Below are 16,761 nucleotides of genomic sequence, written 5' to 3' on the forward strand. Positions count from 1 at the left end.
CGTCCGAAGGCACACCGAAAGCGCAGATGGATGTAGTTCTCTGCATCACCAGAGGCCCGGGACGCGGAACGCGTCCCGGCACGAGGATGGGGACAGCCCTGCGCGGCCTCGCTCGCAGCGACGGATCGCGTCAGCGCCGCTTCGGATGCCACCTGGCTGCGACGACCAGCATGGCGACGAAGCTGCCGACGGCGACGAGGCCGAGGACGGCGGGGACCGTGCGGAGCCAGCTCCGCTCCCCGACCAGCTCCGGCCACACGGCGAATACGGCGTTCGGCACCAGCGCCACGCCGTAGGCCGTCTTCACCACCGAGGACAGCCGTCGCGCCCGGGCGGCCGGCGCGTCGTCCGCGACCTCCGGATCCGCCCAGGTGCGCTGGAGGAGGCCCAGACCGAGCAGCCCGCAGACGAAGGCGCCGAGGCCCAGCAGCAACCACGGCGAGTCACGCCCGGCGACGGACAGCAGGGCCACCACGAAGCCCGCGAAGCAGGCGAGCGCCGCCCCGCAGAGCACCAGGCCGTGCGCCGCCACGCGACCAGGGTGGGCAGGCCCACCCGCGTCGGGGCCCGGTCCACGGTCACCGTCGCGAGCCACGGAGGAGGTCGGCCCGCCGCTCCAGGTGGGCCGGGGTCAGCAGCACGAGGGCGGACAGCGCCAGGCCGAGGACGACGCCGATCCACCACCACGGTGAGACCGCCACGGTCAGGAAGACCGCCACGAGCGGCACGACGGCCGCCGACACCAGGGCGCTGCTCCGGTTCACCTGCAGCAGCGCCAGGCGGTGCTCGACGATCCGCAGCGCGGCGGCCCGCACGTCGTCGTCCTCGGGCACCGGACCCCGCCGCGCGGCGCGCTCGGCCTCGACCTGGTCCGGTTCCGGGGCGGACCCTGCGTCGGGCAGGAACTCCCGCGTCTGCCTCCAGGTCACGTACCCCACCATCGGGCCGCAGATCGCCGCGGTCACCACCCCCGCGCTCACGGTCGCCGCCGGGCTCATGTCCCGGACCACCCAGAAGACCGCGATGAGGAACGGTGCGAGCAGCACCGCCATGACCAGGCACACCTGCCACAACGGGGCGCGCAGCAGCCAGGCGTTCACCCCGGCATCCTCTCCTGCCGTCCGCCGGGGGCGCTCCAGGACGACGCGCCTCAGAAGACTGCGATGAACAGCAGGACGAGGAGCGCGGTCACCACGAGGCTGACCAGCAGGGACCCCAGGCAGCCGAGGCGGTTGGAGAAGAAGAAGAACATCCACCGCCGGTGCCCAGGGACGCCGGTCAGCACACCCGCCCGGGCAGCTCCGGCAGCTGCTCCCCCGGAGAGCGTCTCCCCCGCGCCGACCTGCACCTACACCTGCCCGCCGGCGACCCCACGCAGCCGACCAGGACCACCAGCAGTCCCCCGCCCAGCCGTACGGGCGCAGCGTGGGGCGGGGTCAGGCCCCGGCGGTCACTTCTGCACGTGCCGCTGCGGCAGCCGGGCGAAGGCGCGCCCGGCCTCGTAGCGGACCTCCATCTTCTCCTGGGCGACGGCCGACGGGCCGCGGCGCGGCTGGCCGTTCTCCAGGTCGAACGCCGAGCCGTGCCACGGGCAGACCAGGCAGGTGCTCCCGTGCACGTCCTCCAGCTCGCCCTCGGCCAGCGGGCCACCCACGTGCGCGCACGCGCCGACGAAGGCGTCGACCCGGGGGCCGCGCCGGACGACGGCGATCGGCACCGGGGTCCCCTGGCCCTCCCCGGTGCGCAGCGCGGGGCGCCCCTCGGGGAGGTCGTCGAGCGGGCCCAGGTCGATCCAGTCGGTGGTCATCTGCCGGGCGGTCGCCGTCGAGTGGTTCGCCCCGGACGCCTGCGCGTAGGACATGTGCCCGCCGATCGCCGCCGACCCGCTCGCCAGGCTCAGCCCGCTGTAGGCCAGCACCCGGCCGAGACCGCCCCGCCCCTTGGCCCGGGCGACCAGCGAACCGACGTAGAGACCGAGCGCCGCCACGTTCGCCATCGCGTGCACTGCGCCCAGGCGCCGCACGTCGTCGTCCTGCTCCGACCAGTCGGCCGCACCGGCCATGGCGGCCGGGACGCTGGCGGCGACCCCCGTGCCGATCAGCACGGTGGCCGCCGGCCGGGTCGCCGGCGCCAGGTCGAGGATGCCGGCGGAGGCCCAGGTGCCGACCGGCACCATGGCCAGGATCGGGTGCAGCGGGTGCCCCAGCCAGCTGCCGTGCAGCAGGTCCTTGACCCCCTGCGGCCGCAGCAGCCCGTTGACCGCCTTGCGGGCGGCCCCCAGCTGCTCGTCGAACGTCGACACCTCGGACAGGCGGTCCAGCACACCCAGCAGGCTCATGCGCCCTCCCCTACCCGCCAGCGCGCGCCGGAACCCGGGAGTCGGGGACAGCGGCGTGCAGACCCACGGTGAGCAGGCCGGCGACCACCGCACCGCCGCGTTCAGGGCCACGTCGACCGCAGCGCCGGGCTGCTCGCCCGCCTCCCGGGGCAGTGCGCGGAGCTCGGAGGGGATGCGGGTGGTCTCCCCAGGCTCCGGAGAGCGTGGGGTCGAACAGCCGGGGACGACGCTCCGCACCACGCATGGACCGGCGCCCGCGTGGGCACCTGCCGGACACCTGGCGCAGCGCCGAGAACTGACTGGCAGCGGGTCGGGTGACGGACCTCACGGAAAGTTGCAGAACGCACCGGGAATTCACATGCGCCACACGGGCTTCGTGCCCGAGCATGGGCCTGCGCCACCACCGGGTCCGGCGCCGCTCTCGAGAGGAACCCCGTGACCTGCCCGTCCCTGCTGCGCCGCTCCGCCATCAGCGGCGCCCACGAGGGACAGGCGCTGGTCGCGGCCGGCCGACGACGGGCCGCCGCCCTGCTGCGCGCGGCCGCCGTCCGCCTGCGCCAGGACGACACCGGCGCCCAGTTCGCCCGGTTCATGGTGGTCGGCGGGCTGTCCAGCGCGCTCTACGCGCTGCTGTTCGTGACCCTGGCGGGCCTCGGCGACCAGACCGCCAACCTCTCCGGCGCCATCGCCTCCACCCTGCTGGCCAACGAGCTGCACCGGCGGCTGACCTTCCACGCCGGCGGCCGGGTCTCCTGGTTCACCGCCCAGTGGGAGGGCGGCGGGCTGGCCGGCATCGGCCTGGTCGCCACCTCCCTCGCCCTGGCCGGCGTGCACGCCCTCGTCGGCGACATCGGCACCGTTCCGCAGCTGTGCCTGATCGCGGCGGTGACCGGGCTGATCGGGCTGATCCGGTTCATCGCCCTGCGCAGCTGGGTGTTCTCCGCCGCCGCCGAGCACCGCGAGTAGGGACCGGGCCCCTCGGGTAGCCGGGGGTCACTGGTTGATCTCGCAACCAGTCCGACCCGAGGAGTGCTCCATGGCGAAGATCGCCGTCGTCTACTACTCGTCCACCGGGAACACCCACCAGCTCGCCGCCGCGCTCGCCGAGGGCGCCTCGGACGCCGGGGCCGAGGTGCGGCTGCGCCGGGTGCCCGAGCTGGCCCCGGCCGAGGCCATCGCCTCCAACCCGCTGTGGCAGGCCCACGTCGACACGACCGCGGGCGAGGTCGAGGAGGCCACCCCGGCCGACATGGAGTGGGCCGACGGCTACGCGCTGGGCACCCCCACCCGTTTCGGGACCCCCGCCGCCCAGATGAAGCAGTTCATCGACACCCTCGGTGGGCTCTGGTTCACCGGGAAGCTCGCGAACAAGGGCGCCACGGCGTTCACCAGCGCGCAGAACGTCCACGGCGGCAACGAGTCGACGATCCTGACCCTGTTCAACGTCTTCTCCCACTTCGGCGCGGTGATCGTGCCCCCCGGCTACACCGACCCGCTGCTGTTCGCCGCCGGCGGCAACCCCTATGGCGTCTCGAACGCCTCCGGTGGCCAGTCCGCCACCGCCACCGAGGCCGAGCTCGCCGCCGCCCGCTACCAGGGACGCCGGCTGGCCGAGGTCACCGCCAAGCTCGTCGCCTGAGCCCGCTGCGGCGACCCGCCGATGCCGACGGGTCGCCGCAGCCCACCCCTGGTGCGCCCTACGCTCCGGGCATGCCGATCCAGCCCGCCCGCCGGACCAGCTCCACCGCCGCGGCGCTCGCCGCCGGAGCGCTGCTGCTCGCGCCGCTCACCGCCTGCAGCTTCAGCTCGGAGAACGTCTCCTGCGCCGACAACCGGTGCACGGTCACCCTCTCCGGCGAGGGCGCCACCGCCACGGTCCTCGGCACCGACATCGGCTTCGCCGGCGTCCAGGACGGTCAGGCCACCCTCTCGGTGGGCGACACCACGGTCTCCTGCGGCGAGGGCGACAGCGTGTCGGCCGGGCCACTCGCCCTCAGCTGCACCTCGGTGGACGGCGACTCGGTCGAGCTGACCGCCTCGCTGGGCTGACCCGGGCTCAGGGCGCCGTCGCGACGTCGACCACCAGCCGGGACGGGTCGCTCAACGCCGACACCCGGAACGGCAGCCGGCCGGACGTGCCGATCCAGGCCACCGACCGCCCCTCGAACGTCGCGTCGTAGACGACGCCCTCGACCGGCCCCGTCCCGCTCGCCACCGGGCCCCGGGCCAGCTCCTCGGCGCCGGTCTCGTAGGGGTAGCTCGTGCCGGTGAGGACGACCTGGAGGTACGCCTCACCCGGGACGTCGACCGGCGCACCGCTGCCCTGCGCCGTCGGGGCGTCCACGTACTCGACCTGCCAGCCGGGGGTGCCACTGCCGGCCAGCTCGAACACCACCCGCTCGAAGCCCTCGTGGTCACCGACCCGCACCGAGGTCACGGTCAGCCCCTCGGCCCCGGCCGGGTCGCCGGTGGCGGCACCGGTCCCGCTCGGGACGTCGGCGGGCTCGTCCGTGGGGACGCCGGCGCTCTGAGTTCCCGGGTCCGGCACCGCGCCCGTCGTGGTCGCCGGAGCGCCGGACGTCGTCCCACCGGAGGCGGCGGTGCCGGTGCCGGCCGACTCACCCTGCCCGCACCCACCGGCGAGCAGTGCGGCGGCCAGCAGGAGAACGGGGCTGGTGCTCCGGGACAGCGGGCGGGCGCGCACACCGGAATGCTGGCACGCCGCACAGCGGCACCGGAGATGCCACGCGGTCGCCGGACGGGCACCGGTGCGGGCGCGCGACAGGCCGTTCGACCCCCCGGCGCGGGACCCGCCCGAGGGGCATGTATGGTTCTCCATGCCTCCGGCGCTGATGAGCCCTCATCGTCTAGCGGTCCAGGACGCCGCCCTTTCAAGGCGGTAGCACGGGTTCGAACCCCGTTGGGGGCACGCAGGACCGAGCCGGGCGACCGGAGCGGAGCACGACCGAGAACAGCACGACACGCAAGGCCCTGTAGCGCAGTTGGTTAGCGCGCCGCCCTGTCACGGCGGAGGTCGCGGGTTCGAGTCCCGTCAGGGTCGCCATCCGGCGCCCGGCACCAGCCGGGTCCGGTGGGGGCAGGTAGCTCAGTCGGTACGAGCGCTCGCCTGAAAAGCGAGAGGTCGGCGGTTCGACCCCGCCCCTGCCCACCCACTCTCCCCTGGCCCGCGGGCCCGTCGCCGTCGGCGCAGTTGACAGCCACTTCCTGGCCCGATCACAGGGAACTCGCAGGATCTGGCGTCAGAGTTCGTGCATGACGACGAGCACCCCCTCGGCCCCCAGCTCCCGGGCCCAGCTCACCCGCCCCGACGGCAGCGCCCTCCGGGTGCTGGTCGTCGATGACGAGCCCTCCATCTGCGAGCTGCTGTCGATGGCGCTGCGCTACGAGGGCTGGGACGTGCGCACCGCACCCGACGGTGCCGAGGCGATCCGCACCGCCCGCGACTTCCGGCCCGACGCCGTCGTCCTGGACGTGATGCTGCCGGACATGGACGGCCTGGAGGTGCTGCGCCGGCTGCGCGCGGACACCCCGCTGGTCCCGGTGGTCTTCCTCACCGCCAAGGACGCCCTGGAGGACCGGATCGCCGGCCTGACCGCCGGCGGCGACGACTACGTCACCAAGCCGTTCAGCCTCGAGGAGGTCGCCGCCCGGCTGCGCGGCCTGCTGCGCCGCACCAGCCGGGTGGTCGCCGACGACGGCCTGCTGGTGGTCGGCGACCTCACCCTGGACGAGGAGAGCCACGAGGTCACCCGCGGCGGCGACGACATCCGGCTCACCGCCACCGAGTTCGAACTGCTGCGCTACCTGATGCGCAACCCCAAGCGGGTGCTCTCCAAGGCGCAGATCCTCGACCGGGTCTGGCAGTACGACTTCGGCGGCCAGGGCAACATCGTCGAGCTCTACATCTCCTACCTGCGCCGCAAGATCGACGCCGGCCGGGCGCCGATGATCCACACGCTCCGTGGCGCCGGGTACGTGATCAAGCCCGCTGCATGACACGCTGGCGCCGGTGAGCCCCGGCCCCTCCCGTCGCTCCCACCGCTCGCTGCGCACCCGGCTGCTGATCGCGTTCGTCGTCCCGCTGGTCGCGGTGCTGGCCCTGGTCGGCGTCGTCTCGGTCACCGCGCTGCGGGCGCAGCTGATCAGCCAGGTCGACACCCGGCTGGACGCGACCACCGACCGCTCCCGGGACTACTCACCTCCTCCGGGCGAGGGCCCGCCCCCGGAGCGGCCGGCCGGGGCCGCCTCCTGCGACGCGGCGGGCGGACCGGGCTTCCTGGGGGCCCGCGGCCAGGCCGAGGGCACGCTCGGCGCCGTCGTCGTCGCCGGTGAGTGCACCGTCTCGGGTGTCATCGGCCCCGCCGAGCAGACCGTGGAGCTGAGCACCGCCCAGGAGCAGGTGCTGGCCGCCCTGCCGCCGGACGGCGAGCCGGTGACCCGGGACCTGGGCGGGGACCTCGGCAACTACCGGCTGGTGGCCACGGAGATGCCCAGCGGCGACGTGCTGGTCTCCGGACTGCCGTTGCGCGGCACCGCCGACGCCGTCCGCTGGCTGGTCGCCGTGGAGCTGTTGGCCGGCCTGGTCGCCCTGCTGGCCGCGACCGGCGCCGCCGTGCTGGTCGTCCGCCGCACCCTGCGGCCGCTGGACCGGGTGGCGGCCACCGCCACCCGGGTCGCCGAGCTGCCGCTGGCCAGCGGTGAGGTGCGGCTGGCCGAGCGGGTGCCCCCGCAGGACACCGACCCGGGCACCGAGGTCGGCCAGGTGGGGACGGCGCTGAACCGGCTGCTCGACCACGTCGAGGGGTCGCTGGCCGCCCGCCAGGCGTCGGAGACGCAGGTGCGGCAGTTCGTCGCCGACGCCAGCCACGAGCTGCGCACGCCGCTGGCGTCGATCCGCGGCTACGCCGAGCTGGTGCGCCGCCGGGGCGGCGAGGTCCCGGCCGACGTCGGGCACGCGATGCGCCGGGTGGAGTCCGAGGCGGTGCGGATGACCGAGCTGGTCGAGGAGCTGCTGCTGCTGGCCCGGCTGGACGCCGACGCGGAGGCCGGGCGGGAGCTGGCCACCGAGGAGGTCGACCTGACCGCGCTGCTGGTCGACCTGGTCACCGACGCGCAGGTCGCCGGCCCGGGGCACCACTGGCAGGTGGAGCTGCCCGACGAGCCGGTGGTGGTGCCCGGCGACGCCGCCCGGCTGCACCAGGTGGTGGCCAACCTGCTCGCCAACGTGCGCGCCCACACCCCGGAGGGGACGACGGCGACCACCCGGCTGCGCACCGCGGACGGCTGGGCGGTGCTCAGCGTGGCCGACGACGGCCCGGGGGTGCCCACCGCCCTGCAGGAGCACGCCTTCGAGCGGTTCGCCCGCGGGGACGCGTCCCGGTCACGGGCCGCCGGCAGCACCGGGCTGGGGCTGGCGATCGTGCAGGCCGTGGTGACCGCCCACGGCGGCACGGTGCGGCTGAGCAGCGCGCCGGGAGCCACCGAGGTCACGGTGCGGCTGCCCGGCGTGACCACGGTGCCGGCGGCCTGACCCCGATTCAGACCGACAGCGCGTCGGCGGCGACCTGCTCGTAGACCTGGGCGTGCAGCCGCCGCACCGCCTCGGCCTGCTCGGTGCGCCACTGCCGGTCGACCCGGGGCGGCGCGGGCCGGGTCAGCGCGGCCACCACCGCGGAGTTCAGCGAGGCGGCGTCCAGGCCCGCGCGGGGCTCGTTGCCGTAGACGACGACGTCGGACCACTGCTGGGTGTGGTACCCGCCGCCGGGGACGACGGCGCGGGTGCCGGCGTCGCGGCAGAGCTCCACCCAGCTGTCGTGCGTGCCCGACCGACGGGGCAGCACCGACACGTGCAGCTCCTGCAGGTGGCGCACCCACGACGCCGGGTCCTCGGCCCAGCTGGACCGCAGCTCCAGCTCGCCGGCCTCGGCCAGGGCGGCGAGCTCGGGCAGCCGGGCGGCGACGTCGACGTCGGGATGGACGTCCACCCGCAGCCGCCCACCGCCGGAGACCGCACCGGACAGCGCGGCCCGCACCAGCTCGACCGGCTCGGCGATCTCCGGCTCGAGCCGGCCCAGGTGCACGCCGACCAGGCGGGTCTCCCGGCCGACGTCCGGGGTGGGCGCGGCCAGTGACGGGTGGGCGACGACGATCGCGGTGCGGGCGAACCGGTCGGCGATCTCGTCGGCCGCGCCGGGGGTCAGCGTGAGCACCACCTCGGCGGTGGTCAGCAGCGTGCGCAGATGCGCCTGGTGGCGCCCCGGGGTCGTCCCGGCCGGCGGTCGCAGGTCGTGCACGGTGACCACCAGCGGCACCCCCGCCCGCCGGACCGCCGTCGTCCAGCGGTCCATCTCGGGGATCGTGAGGTGCTCGTACCCGGCGTGCAGGTGCAGCACGTCGACCTCCCCGGCGTGCTCGGCGAGGTGGTCGGCGTCCAGCCACGGGCTCGGGGTGGTCTCCGGGCCGACCGGCACGACCGAGGTGGGGAGGACCGCCGCGACGTAGGGGCTGCGGGCGGGGACGCTCACCACCCGGGTCCCGGGCGCGCTCGGTCCAGCGGGCACTGCGGTCACGCGGTCGTACGCCTCCTGCGGTCGTGCACGGCGACAGGAGGGGTCCGGCGCTCCTCGACGGTCGGTGCGGTGGCCTCTCAGCCTGCCCGACGCCCTTACCCGCCGTGGTCGGGGGCGAACCCACAGCTCACCCCTACGGGGGACGGCCGTCCGCGCGGCTGACTGCGCAGGCGCCCCCGGGTCGGCTACGTTCCGCGCACTCCCCCGACCGTGGGGACGACCGGGGAGGCACGCGGGTGGACGAGCACGGCGAGGCGGCCGCGACGTCCCCGCCCCCGGCGACCGCCCCTGCCCGCCGCCGACGACGGGTCGACCCACGGCTGGCCGTCGCCGGGGTCCTGGTCGTGCTGCTGGCGATCGGCGCCGGCGTGATGCTGCTGCTGCGCGGCTCCCCGCTCACCGTCGACGGCCGCTACGTCATCGACCCGGCGGGGGTCCTCGCCGACGCCGATCACCGCCTCGCCGACTACGTCGACCAGCGCGCCGGGGCCCGCGGCGCGGACACCCGCTGCTGGTTCCAGCTGCTGGACGCCGACGACACCGAGATCGGCCGGGAGCTGCTGTGCGGGCCGGCGCTGTTCGTCGGCGGCGACCCCGGGCGCGGCTGGCTGCGGTTCCCGCTCACCGCCGTCCCCGCGGGCGGCGACGTCGGGTTGCGCGTCGCTGCCCTGCCCGCCGACCCCGAGCCGCAGGCCGCCGGCGACGCCGGCCTGCTGTTCCGGCCCGACGGAGGCACCCCGCCGCGGGGCACCGGCGGACTGCAGGTGCCGGAGGTGCCGCGCGCCGAGCCGGGGTTCACCGCCGCCGGCCCGTTCCCCGCGCTGCCCTGGACGGCGCCGGCCGGGCCCGCCCGGCTGTCCGGCCCCGCCGCGGCGGTGACGGTCACCGGGCTGGCCACGCCGGAGGTGGTGGGCAGCGGCGACGGCGCCCGCCGTCCCGCCGAGGGGCAGCGCTTCCTGGCCGTCCGCTACACGGTCGAGCCCGGCGAGGGCCGGTCCACCACCCCGCCCGTGCTCAGCTACCAGGTCGCCGGCGCCGCGCCGGTGCCGGTCGCGCCGGCACTGGTCGCCCCCGACACCACGGTGGAGGCCGTGGTCGCCGTCCCGGCGGACGCGACGCAGGCCGACCTGGTGGTCCTCGACGACGGGCTCGAGCAGCGGCTGTCGCTGCTGGACGGCGCCCCCGGTGCGGCGAACGTGCAGGTGCTGGCCCGGACCAACCGGACGGCGGAGGTGGGCGCCAGCCGGCAGGTCGAGGCGGCCTTCAGCGCGCCCGGCCGGGTGCCGGCGTCCTTCCCGGTCACCGTGCGGCTGAACGCGGCGACGCTGCAGTGGTTCGCCGGCACCGACGGTTCGGTGCGCCCCCGCGACCCGGCCCGCGCGTACCTGGTGCTGGACGTGACCATGGCGCTGCCCGAGGGTGATCCGGGCGCCGTCCCGGTCGAGCTGCTCACGCTGGTCCTGCCCGACGGCACCCGGCGCTCCGGCATCGACCTCAGCCGTGCTGCCGACCGGGTGCTGGCCGCCTTCGACGTCCCCGCCGGGTTCACCGCCGGGGAGGTCGTCGTCCGGGGGCGGACGGCGTTCCCCGACGGGCTGGTCGCCGACCTCGGCACCGACGGGGTGCGGTTCCCCGTCGAGATCCCGGCGGGCTGAGCTCAGTCCTGCGCGCGCAGCTCGGCGAGGATCGGCTTGGCGACGGCGAGGGCGTGGTTGGCGGCCGGGACCCCGGCGTAGACCGCGGTGTGCAGGCAGATCTCGGCGATCTCCTCGTCGGTCAGCCCGTTGTGCACCGCGGCCTTCACGTGCAGGGCGAACTCGTCCCAGTGCCGCAGGGCCGCGGTGATCGCCAGGGTGAGCATGCTGCGCTCCCGGCGCCCCAGCCCCGGCCGCTGCCACAGGTCGCCCCAGGCCACCCGGGTGATGAAGTCCTGGAAGTCGGCGGTGAGCGGGGTGACGCCGGCGACCGCGCGGTCGACGTGGGCGTCGCCGAGCACCTCCCGCCGCACCCGCATGCCGGCGGCGCGGCGCTGCTCGTCGGTCTCCAGCGGACCGGGCTCGGTCACAGTGCGCCTCCCGTGGCGTGCGCGATCAGCGCGTCGGACACCTGGGCCACCTGCTCCAGGTTGGCCAGGTGGGCGGCCGGGCTCAGGCTCAGCAGCTTGGCACCGGGCACCCCCTCGGCGATGACCCGCTGGTGCTCCGGCGGCACGGCGAGGTCGTCGGCGCCGGAGACCACCAGCGTGGGCGCGGTGATCCGGCCGAGGTCGGGGCGCTGGTCCATCCGGGCGATCGCGGCGCAGCAGCCCGCGTAGCCCTCGTCGTCGGCGGCCGCCACCATCGCCTGGAGCCGGGCCACCAGGTCGGGGTGGGCCGCGGCGTACGCCGGGGTGAGCCACCGGCTGACCACCGGCTCGGCGATGACCTCGGTGCCCTGGGCGCGCACGGTGCGCGCCCGCTCCTCCCAGCTCTCGGCGTTGCCGGTGTACGCCGAGCTGCACAGCACCGCCAGGGTCAGCAGCCGCTGCGGCTCGCGTACCGCCAGCCGCAGCCCGGTCATCCCGCCGATGGAGACCCCGGCGACGTGCGCGCGCTCCACCCCGAGCCGGTCCAGCAGCGCGACGACGTCGTCGGCGAGGTCGTCGATCGTCGCGTCGCCCCGCACGGACGGCGACCGGCCGTGGCCGCGGGTGTCGTAGCGGACCACCCGGAACCGCTCGGTCAGCGCCGGCACCTGCGGGTCCCACATGGACAGGTCCGACCCCAGCGAGTTGGACAGCAGCAGCACCGGCGCGTCGGCCGGGCCCTCCACGACGGCGTGCACCTCGACGGCGGTCACGGAGCTCCTCCCTGCCCGGCGGGGTCCGCCTGGGTCGCGATGGTGTGGGCGGCGAGGGCGGCGTCGACCTGCGCGCCGGCCTCCCCGACGTCGGGGGTCGTGTCGGCGACCAGCGCCGCGCCGTCCACGTCGGTCCGCTCGAGGACCACGTCGGTCAGCGGCCGGCCCTGCTCGGCAGCGGTACGAACCGCGGCGGCCGCGGCGTCGTGCGCCGGCCCGGCGCCTAGCGCGGGGGCGAGCGCCTCGGCCAGCGCACCGGCCAGCAGCGGGTCGGTGGCGGCGGCGACCGTCGCGGCCATCCGCCCGGTGTCCAGCCGCAGGCTGGCCAGGCTCTCGGCGAGCCAGGAGACCGCCGAGCCGACCGTGCCGAGCAGCTCGGTGAGGGTCGGCCACTCCGCGTGCCAGGTGCCCGCGCCCCGCTCGTGCTCCTGCTCCATGGCGGCCAACAGGGTGGCCACCAGCCCGGGCGCCCGCCGCGCGCAGGCCCGCGCGGAGATCGCGGCCACCGGGTTGTTCTTGTGCGGCATCGCCGACGAGCCGCCGCGACCCTCGGCGACCTCGGCGGCCTCGGCCACCTCCGTCTGCGCGAGCAGGACGACGTCGACGGCGATGGTCGCCACCACCCCGGCCGCCGCGCCCAGCACCCCGGCGACGTCGGCGATCGGCAGCCGGACGGTGGACCAGGGGACGTCGGTGGTTTGCAGCCCCAGCTCCTCGGCCAGCGCGGCCCGCAGGTCGACCCCGGACCCCGAGCTGGCCGCCAGGGTGCCGACCGCGCCGCCGTACTGCACCGGCAGCGTGGGCAGGACCGCGGCGATCCGGGCCCGCACGCCGTCGAGCCCGGCCAGCCAGCCGGCCGCCTTGAGCCCGACCGTGACCGGCAGTGCCTGCTGCAGCAGGGTCCGGCCCATCAGCACGTCGTCGCGGTGGTCGGTGGCCAGCCGGGCGCAGGCCGCGGCTGCGGCGGCCAGGTCGGCGTCGATCAGCTGCAGCCCGCGCCGGGCCAGCAGCACCGCCGCGGTGTCCACGACGTCCTGGCTGGTGGCGCCGACGTGCACCGCGCGCGCCGCGTGCGGGCCCACGGCGTCCTGCAGCGCCCGCACCAGCGGCGGCACCGGGTTGCCGGCGTCCCCGGCCCGCGCGGCGACGCGGGCCAGGTCGAGCCGGCCCGGGTCGGCGCACACCCGCCCGACCTCCTCGGCCGCGGTCTCCGCGACCAGCCCGACCCGGGCCGCCGCGCGGGCGAGCGCCGCCTCCACCTCGAGCAGGGCGACCAGCCAGGCGTCGCCGGGGCCGGCGTTCACCGGGCCGCGGGCGAAGGTGGCCGCCAGCAGGCCGGGCACGGGGAGTCCTGTCACCGGACCATCCTGGCGGGTGCCCGGTCGCCGCGGGCGGTCACACCGCGAAGAAGACGGTCTCGTCTTCTCCCTGCAGGTGGATGTCGAGGGTGTAGCCGTCCTCGCTCGGGGCCGCGACGAGCGTGGCGCGGGAGGCGTCGTCGGGCAGGCTCGCCAGGACGGCGTCCTCGGCGTTGGCCGCGGCCTCGTCGGCGAAGTAGATCCGGGTGACCACCCGGTCCAGCAGCCCGCGGGCGAAGACCGAGACGTCGACGTGCGGTGCCTGCAGGCCACCTGCCCCGTCCGGCACCCGGCCGGGCTTGAGCGTGCAGATCGCGTACTGGCCGCCGTCCCGGGTCTGCGACCGGCCGAAGCCGCGGAAGCCGGGGTGCTCCACCGCGCCGCGCGGGTCGTCGGGGTGCGCGAACCGGCCGTCGGGGTCGGCCTGCCAGGTCTCGACCATCGCGTCGGGCACGACGTCGCCGTTGCCGTCGAACACCCGGCCACGCAGCCAGATCGCCCCCGGGGTGCCCTCGGCGACCGCGAAGGGGCCGTCGGGCCAGGTCAGGCCGATCGCCAGGTAGGGGCCGACGGTGGCGCTGGGCGTGGTGCCGAACTGCAGCGGCTCGTCGAGGAAGCCGGAGCCCCGGCGGCCCGAGCGGGGCTGGCTGATCTCGGTGCTCTCCGGCACGTCCAGCGGATCGGGCAGCGTCACGCCACATCTCCATCGTCGTCGGTCTCGAACGGCGTCTGGTCACTGCCGCGCAGGACGATGTCCCACTCGAAGGCCAGCGCCCAGTTGTCCTGGGTCCGCTCGAGGGAGAACCGGCTGATCGCCCGGTGCCGGGCCTCGTCCGGGATGGCGTTGTAGATCGGGTCCTGCCCGAACAGCGGGTCGCCCGGGAAGTACATCTGGGTGACCAGCCGCTGGGTGAAGGCCCGGCCGAACAGGCTGAAGTGGATGTGCGCCGGCCGCCAGGCGTTGTGGTGGTTGCCCCACGGGTAGGCCCCGGGCTTGATGGTCAGGAACTCGTAGCGGCCCAGGTCGTCGGTGACCACGCGGCCCAGCCCGTCGAAGTGCGGGTCCAGCGGCGCCGGCCAGTTGTCCACGACGTGCCGGTAACGGCCCGCGGCGTTGGCCTGCCAGACCTCGACGAGGGCGTCGGGCACCGGGCGGCCGTCGCTGTCGAGCACCCGGCCGTAGACGATGATCCGCTGCCCCTGCGCCTCGCCGCCCAGCCGCACGGTGAGGTCGGCGTCGGCGGCGGTGACCCGGTCCTCGCCGAGCACCGGGCCGGTCACCTCGGTGAGCCGGTGCGGCAGGTCCACCGGCGTGCGCAGCGGCGCCCGCAGCGCGGTGCTCCTGTACCCGGGGTAGTCCAGCGGCGTGCGCCGCGCATCGGGTTCGCGCAGGTAACGCGGCAGGATCAGGGCGCTGTCCTCCGCGGGCCTCGGCGCCCGCGATGTGGTCCCGGTCATGCCGGGAAGGTACGGCCCAGGACTACCCTCGGACAGCCCAGACTTCCACTGAGCAGAACGGATGGCGCCGTGGCCGGAGGTGCAGCCGCTGCCGGCAGGTCGGTGACCTCCCGCGCCCTGGGCGTGCTCGACGCCTTCGACAGCGGACACCCGCGGCTCACCCTCTCCGAGGTGGCCGCCCGCTCGGGCACGCCGCTGACCACCGCCCACCGGCTGCTGGGCGAGCTGGTCGAGTGGGGCGCACTGGTCCGCCGTCCCGACGGCCGCTACGAGATCGGCCGGAAGCTCTGGGACCTGGGGCTCCTGGCGCCGGTGCAGCTGGAGCTGCGCCAGGTCGCGGCTCCCTTCCTGCTCGACGTGCACACCGCCACCCGGGACACCGTGCACCTCGCCGTCCGCGAGGGTCTGCGCGCGCTCTACGTCGAGCGGATCTCCGGGCGCGAGTCGGTGCCGGTCGTCAGCACCGTGGGCAGCCGGCTGCCGCTGCACGCCACCGGGGTCGGCAAGGTGCTGCTGGCCTGCGCGCCCGACGAGGTCGTCGACCGGGTGCTGCAGGAACTGAGCCGGGAGACCCGGTACACCGTCGTCGACCCCCGGGCCGTCACCCGGGAGCTGGGCGAGGTCCGCCGCCGCGGCTGGTCGCGCACGGCCGAGGAGATGTCCCTGGGCACCGCGTCCGTCGCCGTCCCGGTGACCGTCGACCGGCCCGCCGGCCCCGTCGTCGTCGCCGCGCTGGGCATCGTCGTCCCCACCCACCGCCGCGACCTGGCCCGGCTCGCGCCGGTGCTGCAGGTCGCCGCCCGGGGCATCGGGCGGGCGTTGGGGCAGACCGCCGAGTTCCGCTGAGCAGAAGCCTGGGTTCGGCCGGAGCCCGCGACGCAGGCCACACTCGGCGGCATGCGCACCCAGGTGGGGATCATCGGAGCCGGCCCCGCGGGACTGCTGCTGTCCCGGCTGCTGCAGCTGCAGGGCATCGACACCGTGGTGCTGGAGAACCGGTCCCGCTCCTACGTCGAGGCGCGCATCCGCGCGGGCATCCTGGAGGAGCACACGGTGCGCACGCTGGTCGACGCCGGCGTGGGTGACCGGCTGCAGCGCGAGGGCCTGCCGCACGACGGCATCCACCTGCAGCACCCCGGCACCCGTCACCACCTCGACTTCCCCGCGCTCTGCGGGCGCCGGGTGTGGGTCTACGGGCAGACCGAGGTCACCAAGGACCTGATCCGCGCCCAGCTGGATGACGGCCCGCCCCTGCTCTTCGAGGTCTCCGACGTCTCCCCCGAGGACGTCGACACCGACTCACCGCGCATCCGCTTCACCGACGCCGACGGGAACCCGCAGGTGCTCGAGTGCGACGTCGTCGCCGGCACGGACGGGTTCCACGGCGTCTCCCGCCCGGTGGTCACCGCTGGGACGGTCGGCCGCACCTGGGAGCGGACCTATCCGTACGCCTGGCTGGGCATCCTGGCCGACGTCGCGCCCAGCGAGGACGAGCTGGTCTACGCCTGGCACCCCGACGGCTTCGCCCTGCTGTCGATGCGCTCGCCGTCGGTGTCCCGCCTCTACCTGCAGGTCGACCCCACCGAGAAGATCGAGGACTGGTCCGACGATCGGATCTGGGATGCACTGTCCACCCGGTTCGCCCTCGACGGCTGGGAGCTGCAGACCGGCCCGGTCACCGAGAAGTCGATCCTGCCGATGCGCTCGTTCGTGAGCGCGCCGATGCGCCGTGGCCGGCTGTTCCTCGCCGGCGACGCCGCGCACATCGTGCCGCCCACCGGCGCCAAGGGGCTCAACCTCGCCGTCGCCGACGTCACCCTGCTGGCCCAGGCCCTGGTGCGGCTGCTGGCCGAGGGACGCACCGACCTGGTCGACGGCTACTCCGACCGCGCACTGGCCCGGGTCTGGCGGTGCACCCACTTCTCCTGGTGGATGACCTCGATGCTGCACCGCTCCGGCGACGACTTCGACGCCGAGCTCCAGCTGTCCCAGCTGCGCCGGGTCTGCTCCTCCGAGGCCGCGGCCCGCGAGCTGGCGGAGAACTACACCGGCCTCCCCGTCGAGGGGGGGGGGGGGGGGGGGGGGGGGGGGGGGGGGGGGGGGGGGGGGGGGGGGGGGGGGGGGGGGGGGGGGGGGGGGGGGGGGGGGGGGGGGGGGGGGGGGGGGGGGGGGGGGGGGG

19 protein-coding genes and 3 tRNA genes are annotated in these 16,761 nt (G+C 75.9%); 11 read left to right on the top strand and 11 right to left on the bottom strand.

The genetic code is table 11. The annotated features are described in order from the left end of the window. Positions 1-130: 130 nt before the first annotated feature. The 4 genes from ACI795_RS03095 to ACI795_RS03110 all read right to left on the bottom strand — a co-directional run bounded on the left by ACI795_RS03095 (position 131) and on the right by ACI795_RS03110 (position 2,338). Positions 131-532, bottom strand: a complete 402-nt coding sequence (locus ACI795_RS03095) for a hypothetical protein (RefSeq protein ID WP_457073743.1) — start codon at positions 530-532, stop codon at positions 131-133. 46 nt (positions 533-578) lie between these two features. Further along, entirely contained in the window at positions 579-1,100 is a 522-nt protein-coding gene (locus ACI795_RS03100; RefSeq protein WP_457073744.1) for a hypothetical protein, read from the bottom strand. A gap of 50 nt (positions 1,101-1,150) precedes the next feature. Then, entirely contained in the window at positions 1,151-1,348 is a 198-nt protein-coding gene (locus ACI795_RS03105) for a hypothetical protein (protein WP_457073745.1), read from the bottom strand. Positions 1,349-1,450: 102 nt separating this feature from the next. Continuing rightward, on the bottom strand, positions 1,451-2,338 hold the full coding sequence (locus tag ACI795_RS03110; RefSeq protein WP_457073746.1) for a Rieske 2Fe-2S domain-containing protein: 888 nt from the start codon (positions 2,336-2,338) through the stop codon (positions 1,451-1,453). Between the two features lie 435 nt (positions 2,339-2,773). Between ACI795_RS03110 and ACI795_RS03115 the strand changes: the two genes are divergently transcribed. The 3 genes from ACI795_RS03115 to ACI795_RS03125 all read left to right on the top strand — a co-directional run bounded on the left by ACI795_RS03115 (position 2,774) and on the right by ACI795_RS03125 (position 4,387). Next, positions 2,774-3,304, top strand: coding sequence for a GtrA family protein (locus ACI795_RS03115; protein ID WP_457073747.1), 531 nt, complete (start codon positions 2,774-2,776; stop codon positions 3,302-3,304). Positions 3,305-3,374: 70 nt separating this feature from the next. Then, complete coding sequence (gene wrbA / locus ACI795_RS03120) at positions 3,375-3,977, top strand: NAD(P)H:quinone oxidoreductase (RefSeq protein WP_457073748.1); 603 nt, start codon at positions 3,375-3,377, stop codon at positions 3,975-3,977. Positions 3,978-4,048: 71 nt separating this feature from the next. Then, positions 4,049-4,387 carry a hypothetical protein gene (locus tag ACI795_RS03125; RefSeq protein WP_457073749.1) on the top strand — a complete coding sequence of 113 codons (339 nt, stop codon included), beginning with the start codon at positions 4,049-4,051 and terminating at the stop codon, positions 4,385-4,387. A 7-nt stretch (positions 4,388-4,394) separates the two neighbouring features. Here the strand turns inward: ACI795_RS03125 and ACI795_RS03130 are convergent, their stop codons facing one another. Next, a complete protein-coding gene (locus ACI795_RS03130; protein WP_457073750.1) occupies positions 4,395-5,042 on the bottom strand; it encodes an AMIN-like domain-containing (lipo)protein in 648 nt (215 codons plus the stop codon). A gap of 152 nt (positions 5,043-5,194) precedes the next feature. On the opposite strand from ACI795_RS03130, the gene ACI795_RS03135 reads away from it, so the two are divergent. From ACI795_RS03135 to ACI795_RS03155, 5 genes are all read left to right on the top strand, one after another. Beyond that, a tRNA-Glu gene (locus ACI795_RS03135) sits at positions 5,195-5,267 on the top strand. 58 nt (positions 5,268-5,325) lie between these two features. Further along, positions 5,326-5,402, top strand: a tRNA-Asp gene (locus tag ACI795_RS03140). Between the two features lie 31 nt (positions 5,403-5,433). Continuing rightward, positions 5,434-5,507: transfer RNA gene (locus ACI795_RS03145), tRNA-Phe, on the top strand. Positions 5,508-5,611: 104 nt separating this feature from the next. Continuing rightward, positions 5,612-6,355: a response regulator transcription factor gene (locus ACI795_RS03150; RefSeq protein ID WP_457073751.1), complete on the top strand. Its 744-nt coding sequence runs from the start codon at positions 5,612-5,614 to the stop codon at positions 6,353-6,355. 13 nt (positions 6,356-6,368) lie between these two features. Beyond that, complete coding sequence (locus ACI795_RS03155) at positions 6,369-7,889, top strand: sensor histidine kinase (protein ID WP_457073752.1); 1,521 nt, start codon at positions 6,369-6,371, stop codon at positions 7,887-7,889. 7 nt (positions 7,890-7,896) lie between these two features. Here the strand turns inward: ACI795_RS03155 and ACI795_RS03160 are convergent, their stop codons facing one another. Next, positions 7,897-8,883: a hypothetical protein gene (locus ACI795_RS03160; protein ID WP_457073753.1), complete on the bottom strand. Its 987-nt coding sequence runs from the start codon at positions 8,881-8,883 to the stop codon at positions 7,897-7,899. A 281-nt stretch (positions 8,884-9,164) separates the two neighbouring features. Between ACI795_RS03160 and ACI795_RS03165 the strand changes: the two genes are divergently transcribed. Continuing rightward, a complete protein-coding gene (locus tag ACI795_RS03165) occupies positions 9,165-10,583 on the top strand; it encodes a hypothetical protein (protein WP_457073754.1) in 1,419 nt (472 codons plus the stop codon). 2 nt (positions 10,584-10,585) lie between these two features. Here the strand turns inward: ACI795_RS03165 and pcaC are convergent, their stop codons facing one another. The 5 genes from pcaC to pcaH are packed head-to-tail and all read right to left on the bottom strand — an operon-like array spanning position 10,586 to position 14,582. Continuing rightward, complete coding sequence (gene pcaC, locus ACI795_RS03170) at positions 10,586-10,993, bottom strand: 4-carboxymuconolactone decarboxylase (protein ID WP_457073755.1); 408 nt, start codon at positions 10,991-10,993, stop codon at positions 10,586-10,588. Next, positions 10,990-11,766: a 3-oxoadipate enol-lactonase gene (gene pcaD, locus ACI795_RS03175; RefSeq protein WP_457073756.1), complete on the bottom strand. Its 777-nt coding sequence runs from the start codon at positions 11,764-11,766 to the stop codon at positions 10,990-10,992. The genes pcaC and pcaD overlap by 4 nt, the downstream gene beginning before the upstream one ends. Continuing rightward, positions 11,763-13,124 carry a 3-carboxy-cis,cis-muconate cycloisomerase gene (pcaB, locus tag ACI795_RS03180; protein ID WP_457073757.1) on the bottom strand — a complete coding sequence of 454 codons (1,362 nt, stop codon included), beginning with the start codon at positions 13,122-13,124 and terminating at the stop codon, positions 11,763-11,765. Before pcaB ends, pcaD begins: the two co-directional genes overlap by 4 nt. A 37-nt stretch (positions 13,125-13,161) precedes the next feature. Next, positions 13,162-13,818: a protocatechuate 3,4-dioxygenase subunit alpha gene (gene pcaG / locus ACI795_RS03185; protein ID WP_457073758.1), complete on the bottom strand. Its 657-nt coding sequence runs from the start codon at positions 13,816-13,818 to the stop codon at positions 13,162-13,164. Continuing rightward, positions 13,815-14,582 carry a protocatechuate 3,4-dioxygenase subunit beta gene (gene pcaH, locus ACI795_RS03190; RefSeq protein WP_457073759.1) on the bottom strand — a complete coding sequence of 256 codons (768 nt, stop codon included), beginning with the start codon at positions 14,580-14,582 and terminating at the stop codon, positions 13,815-13,817. The genes pcaG and pcaH overlap by 4 nt, the downstream gene beginning before the upstream one ends. 69 nt (positions 14,583-14,651) lie before the next feature. Between pcaH and ACI795_RS03195 the strand changes: the two genes are divergently transcribed. Next, the gene (locus tag ACI795_RS03195) at positions 14,652-15,428 is read left to right on the top strand and encodes an IclR family transcriptional regulator (RefSeq protein WP_457073760.1); all 777 of its coding nucleotides are present in this window, start codon (positions 14,652-14,654) and stop codon (positions 15,426-15,428) included. A 51-nt stretch (positions 15,429-15,479) separates the two neighbouring features. Then, the coding region (locus tag ACI795_RS03200; protein WP_457073761.1) for a 4-hydroxybenzoate 3-monooxygenase at positions 15,480-16,761 on the top strand (1,282 nt) is incomplete at its 3' end.

It is taken from the genome of Modestobacter sp. SYSU DS0290 (genome assembly GCF_054050955.1).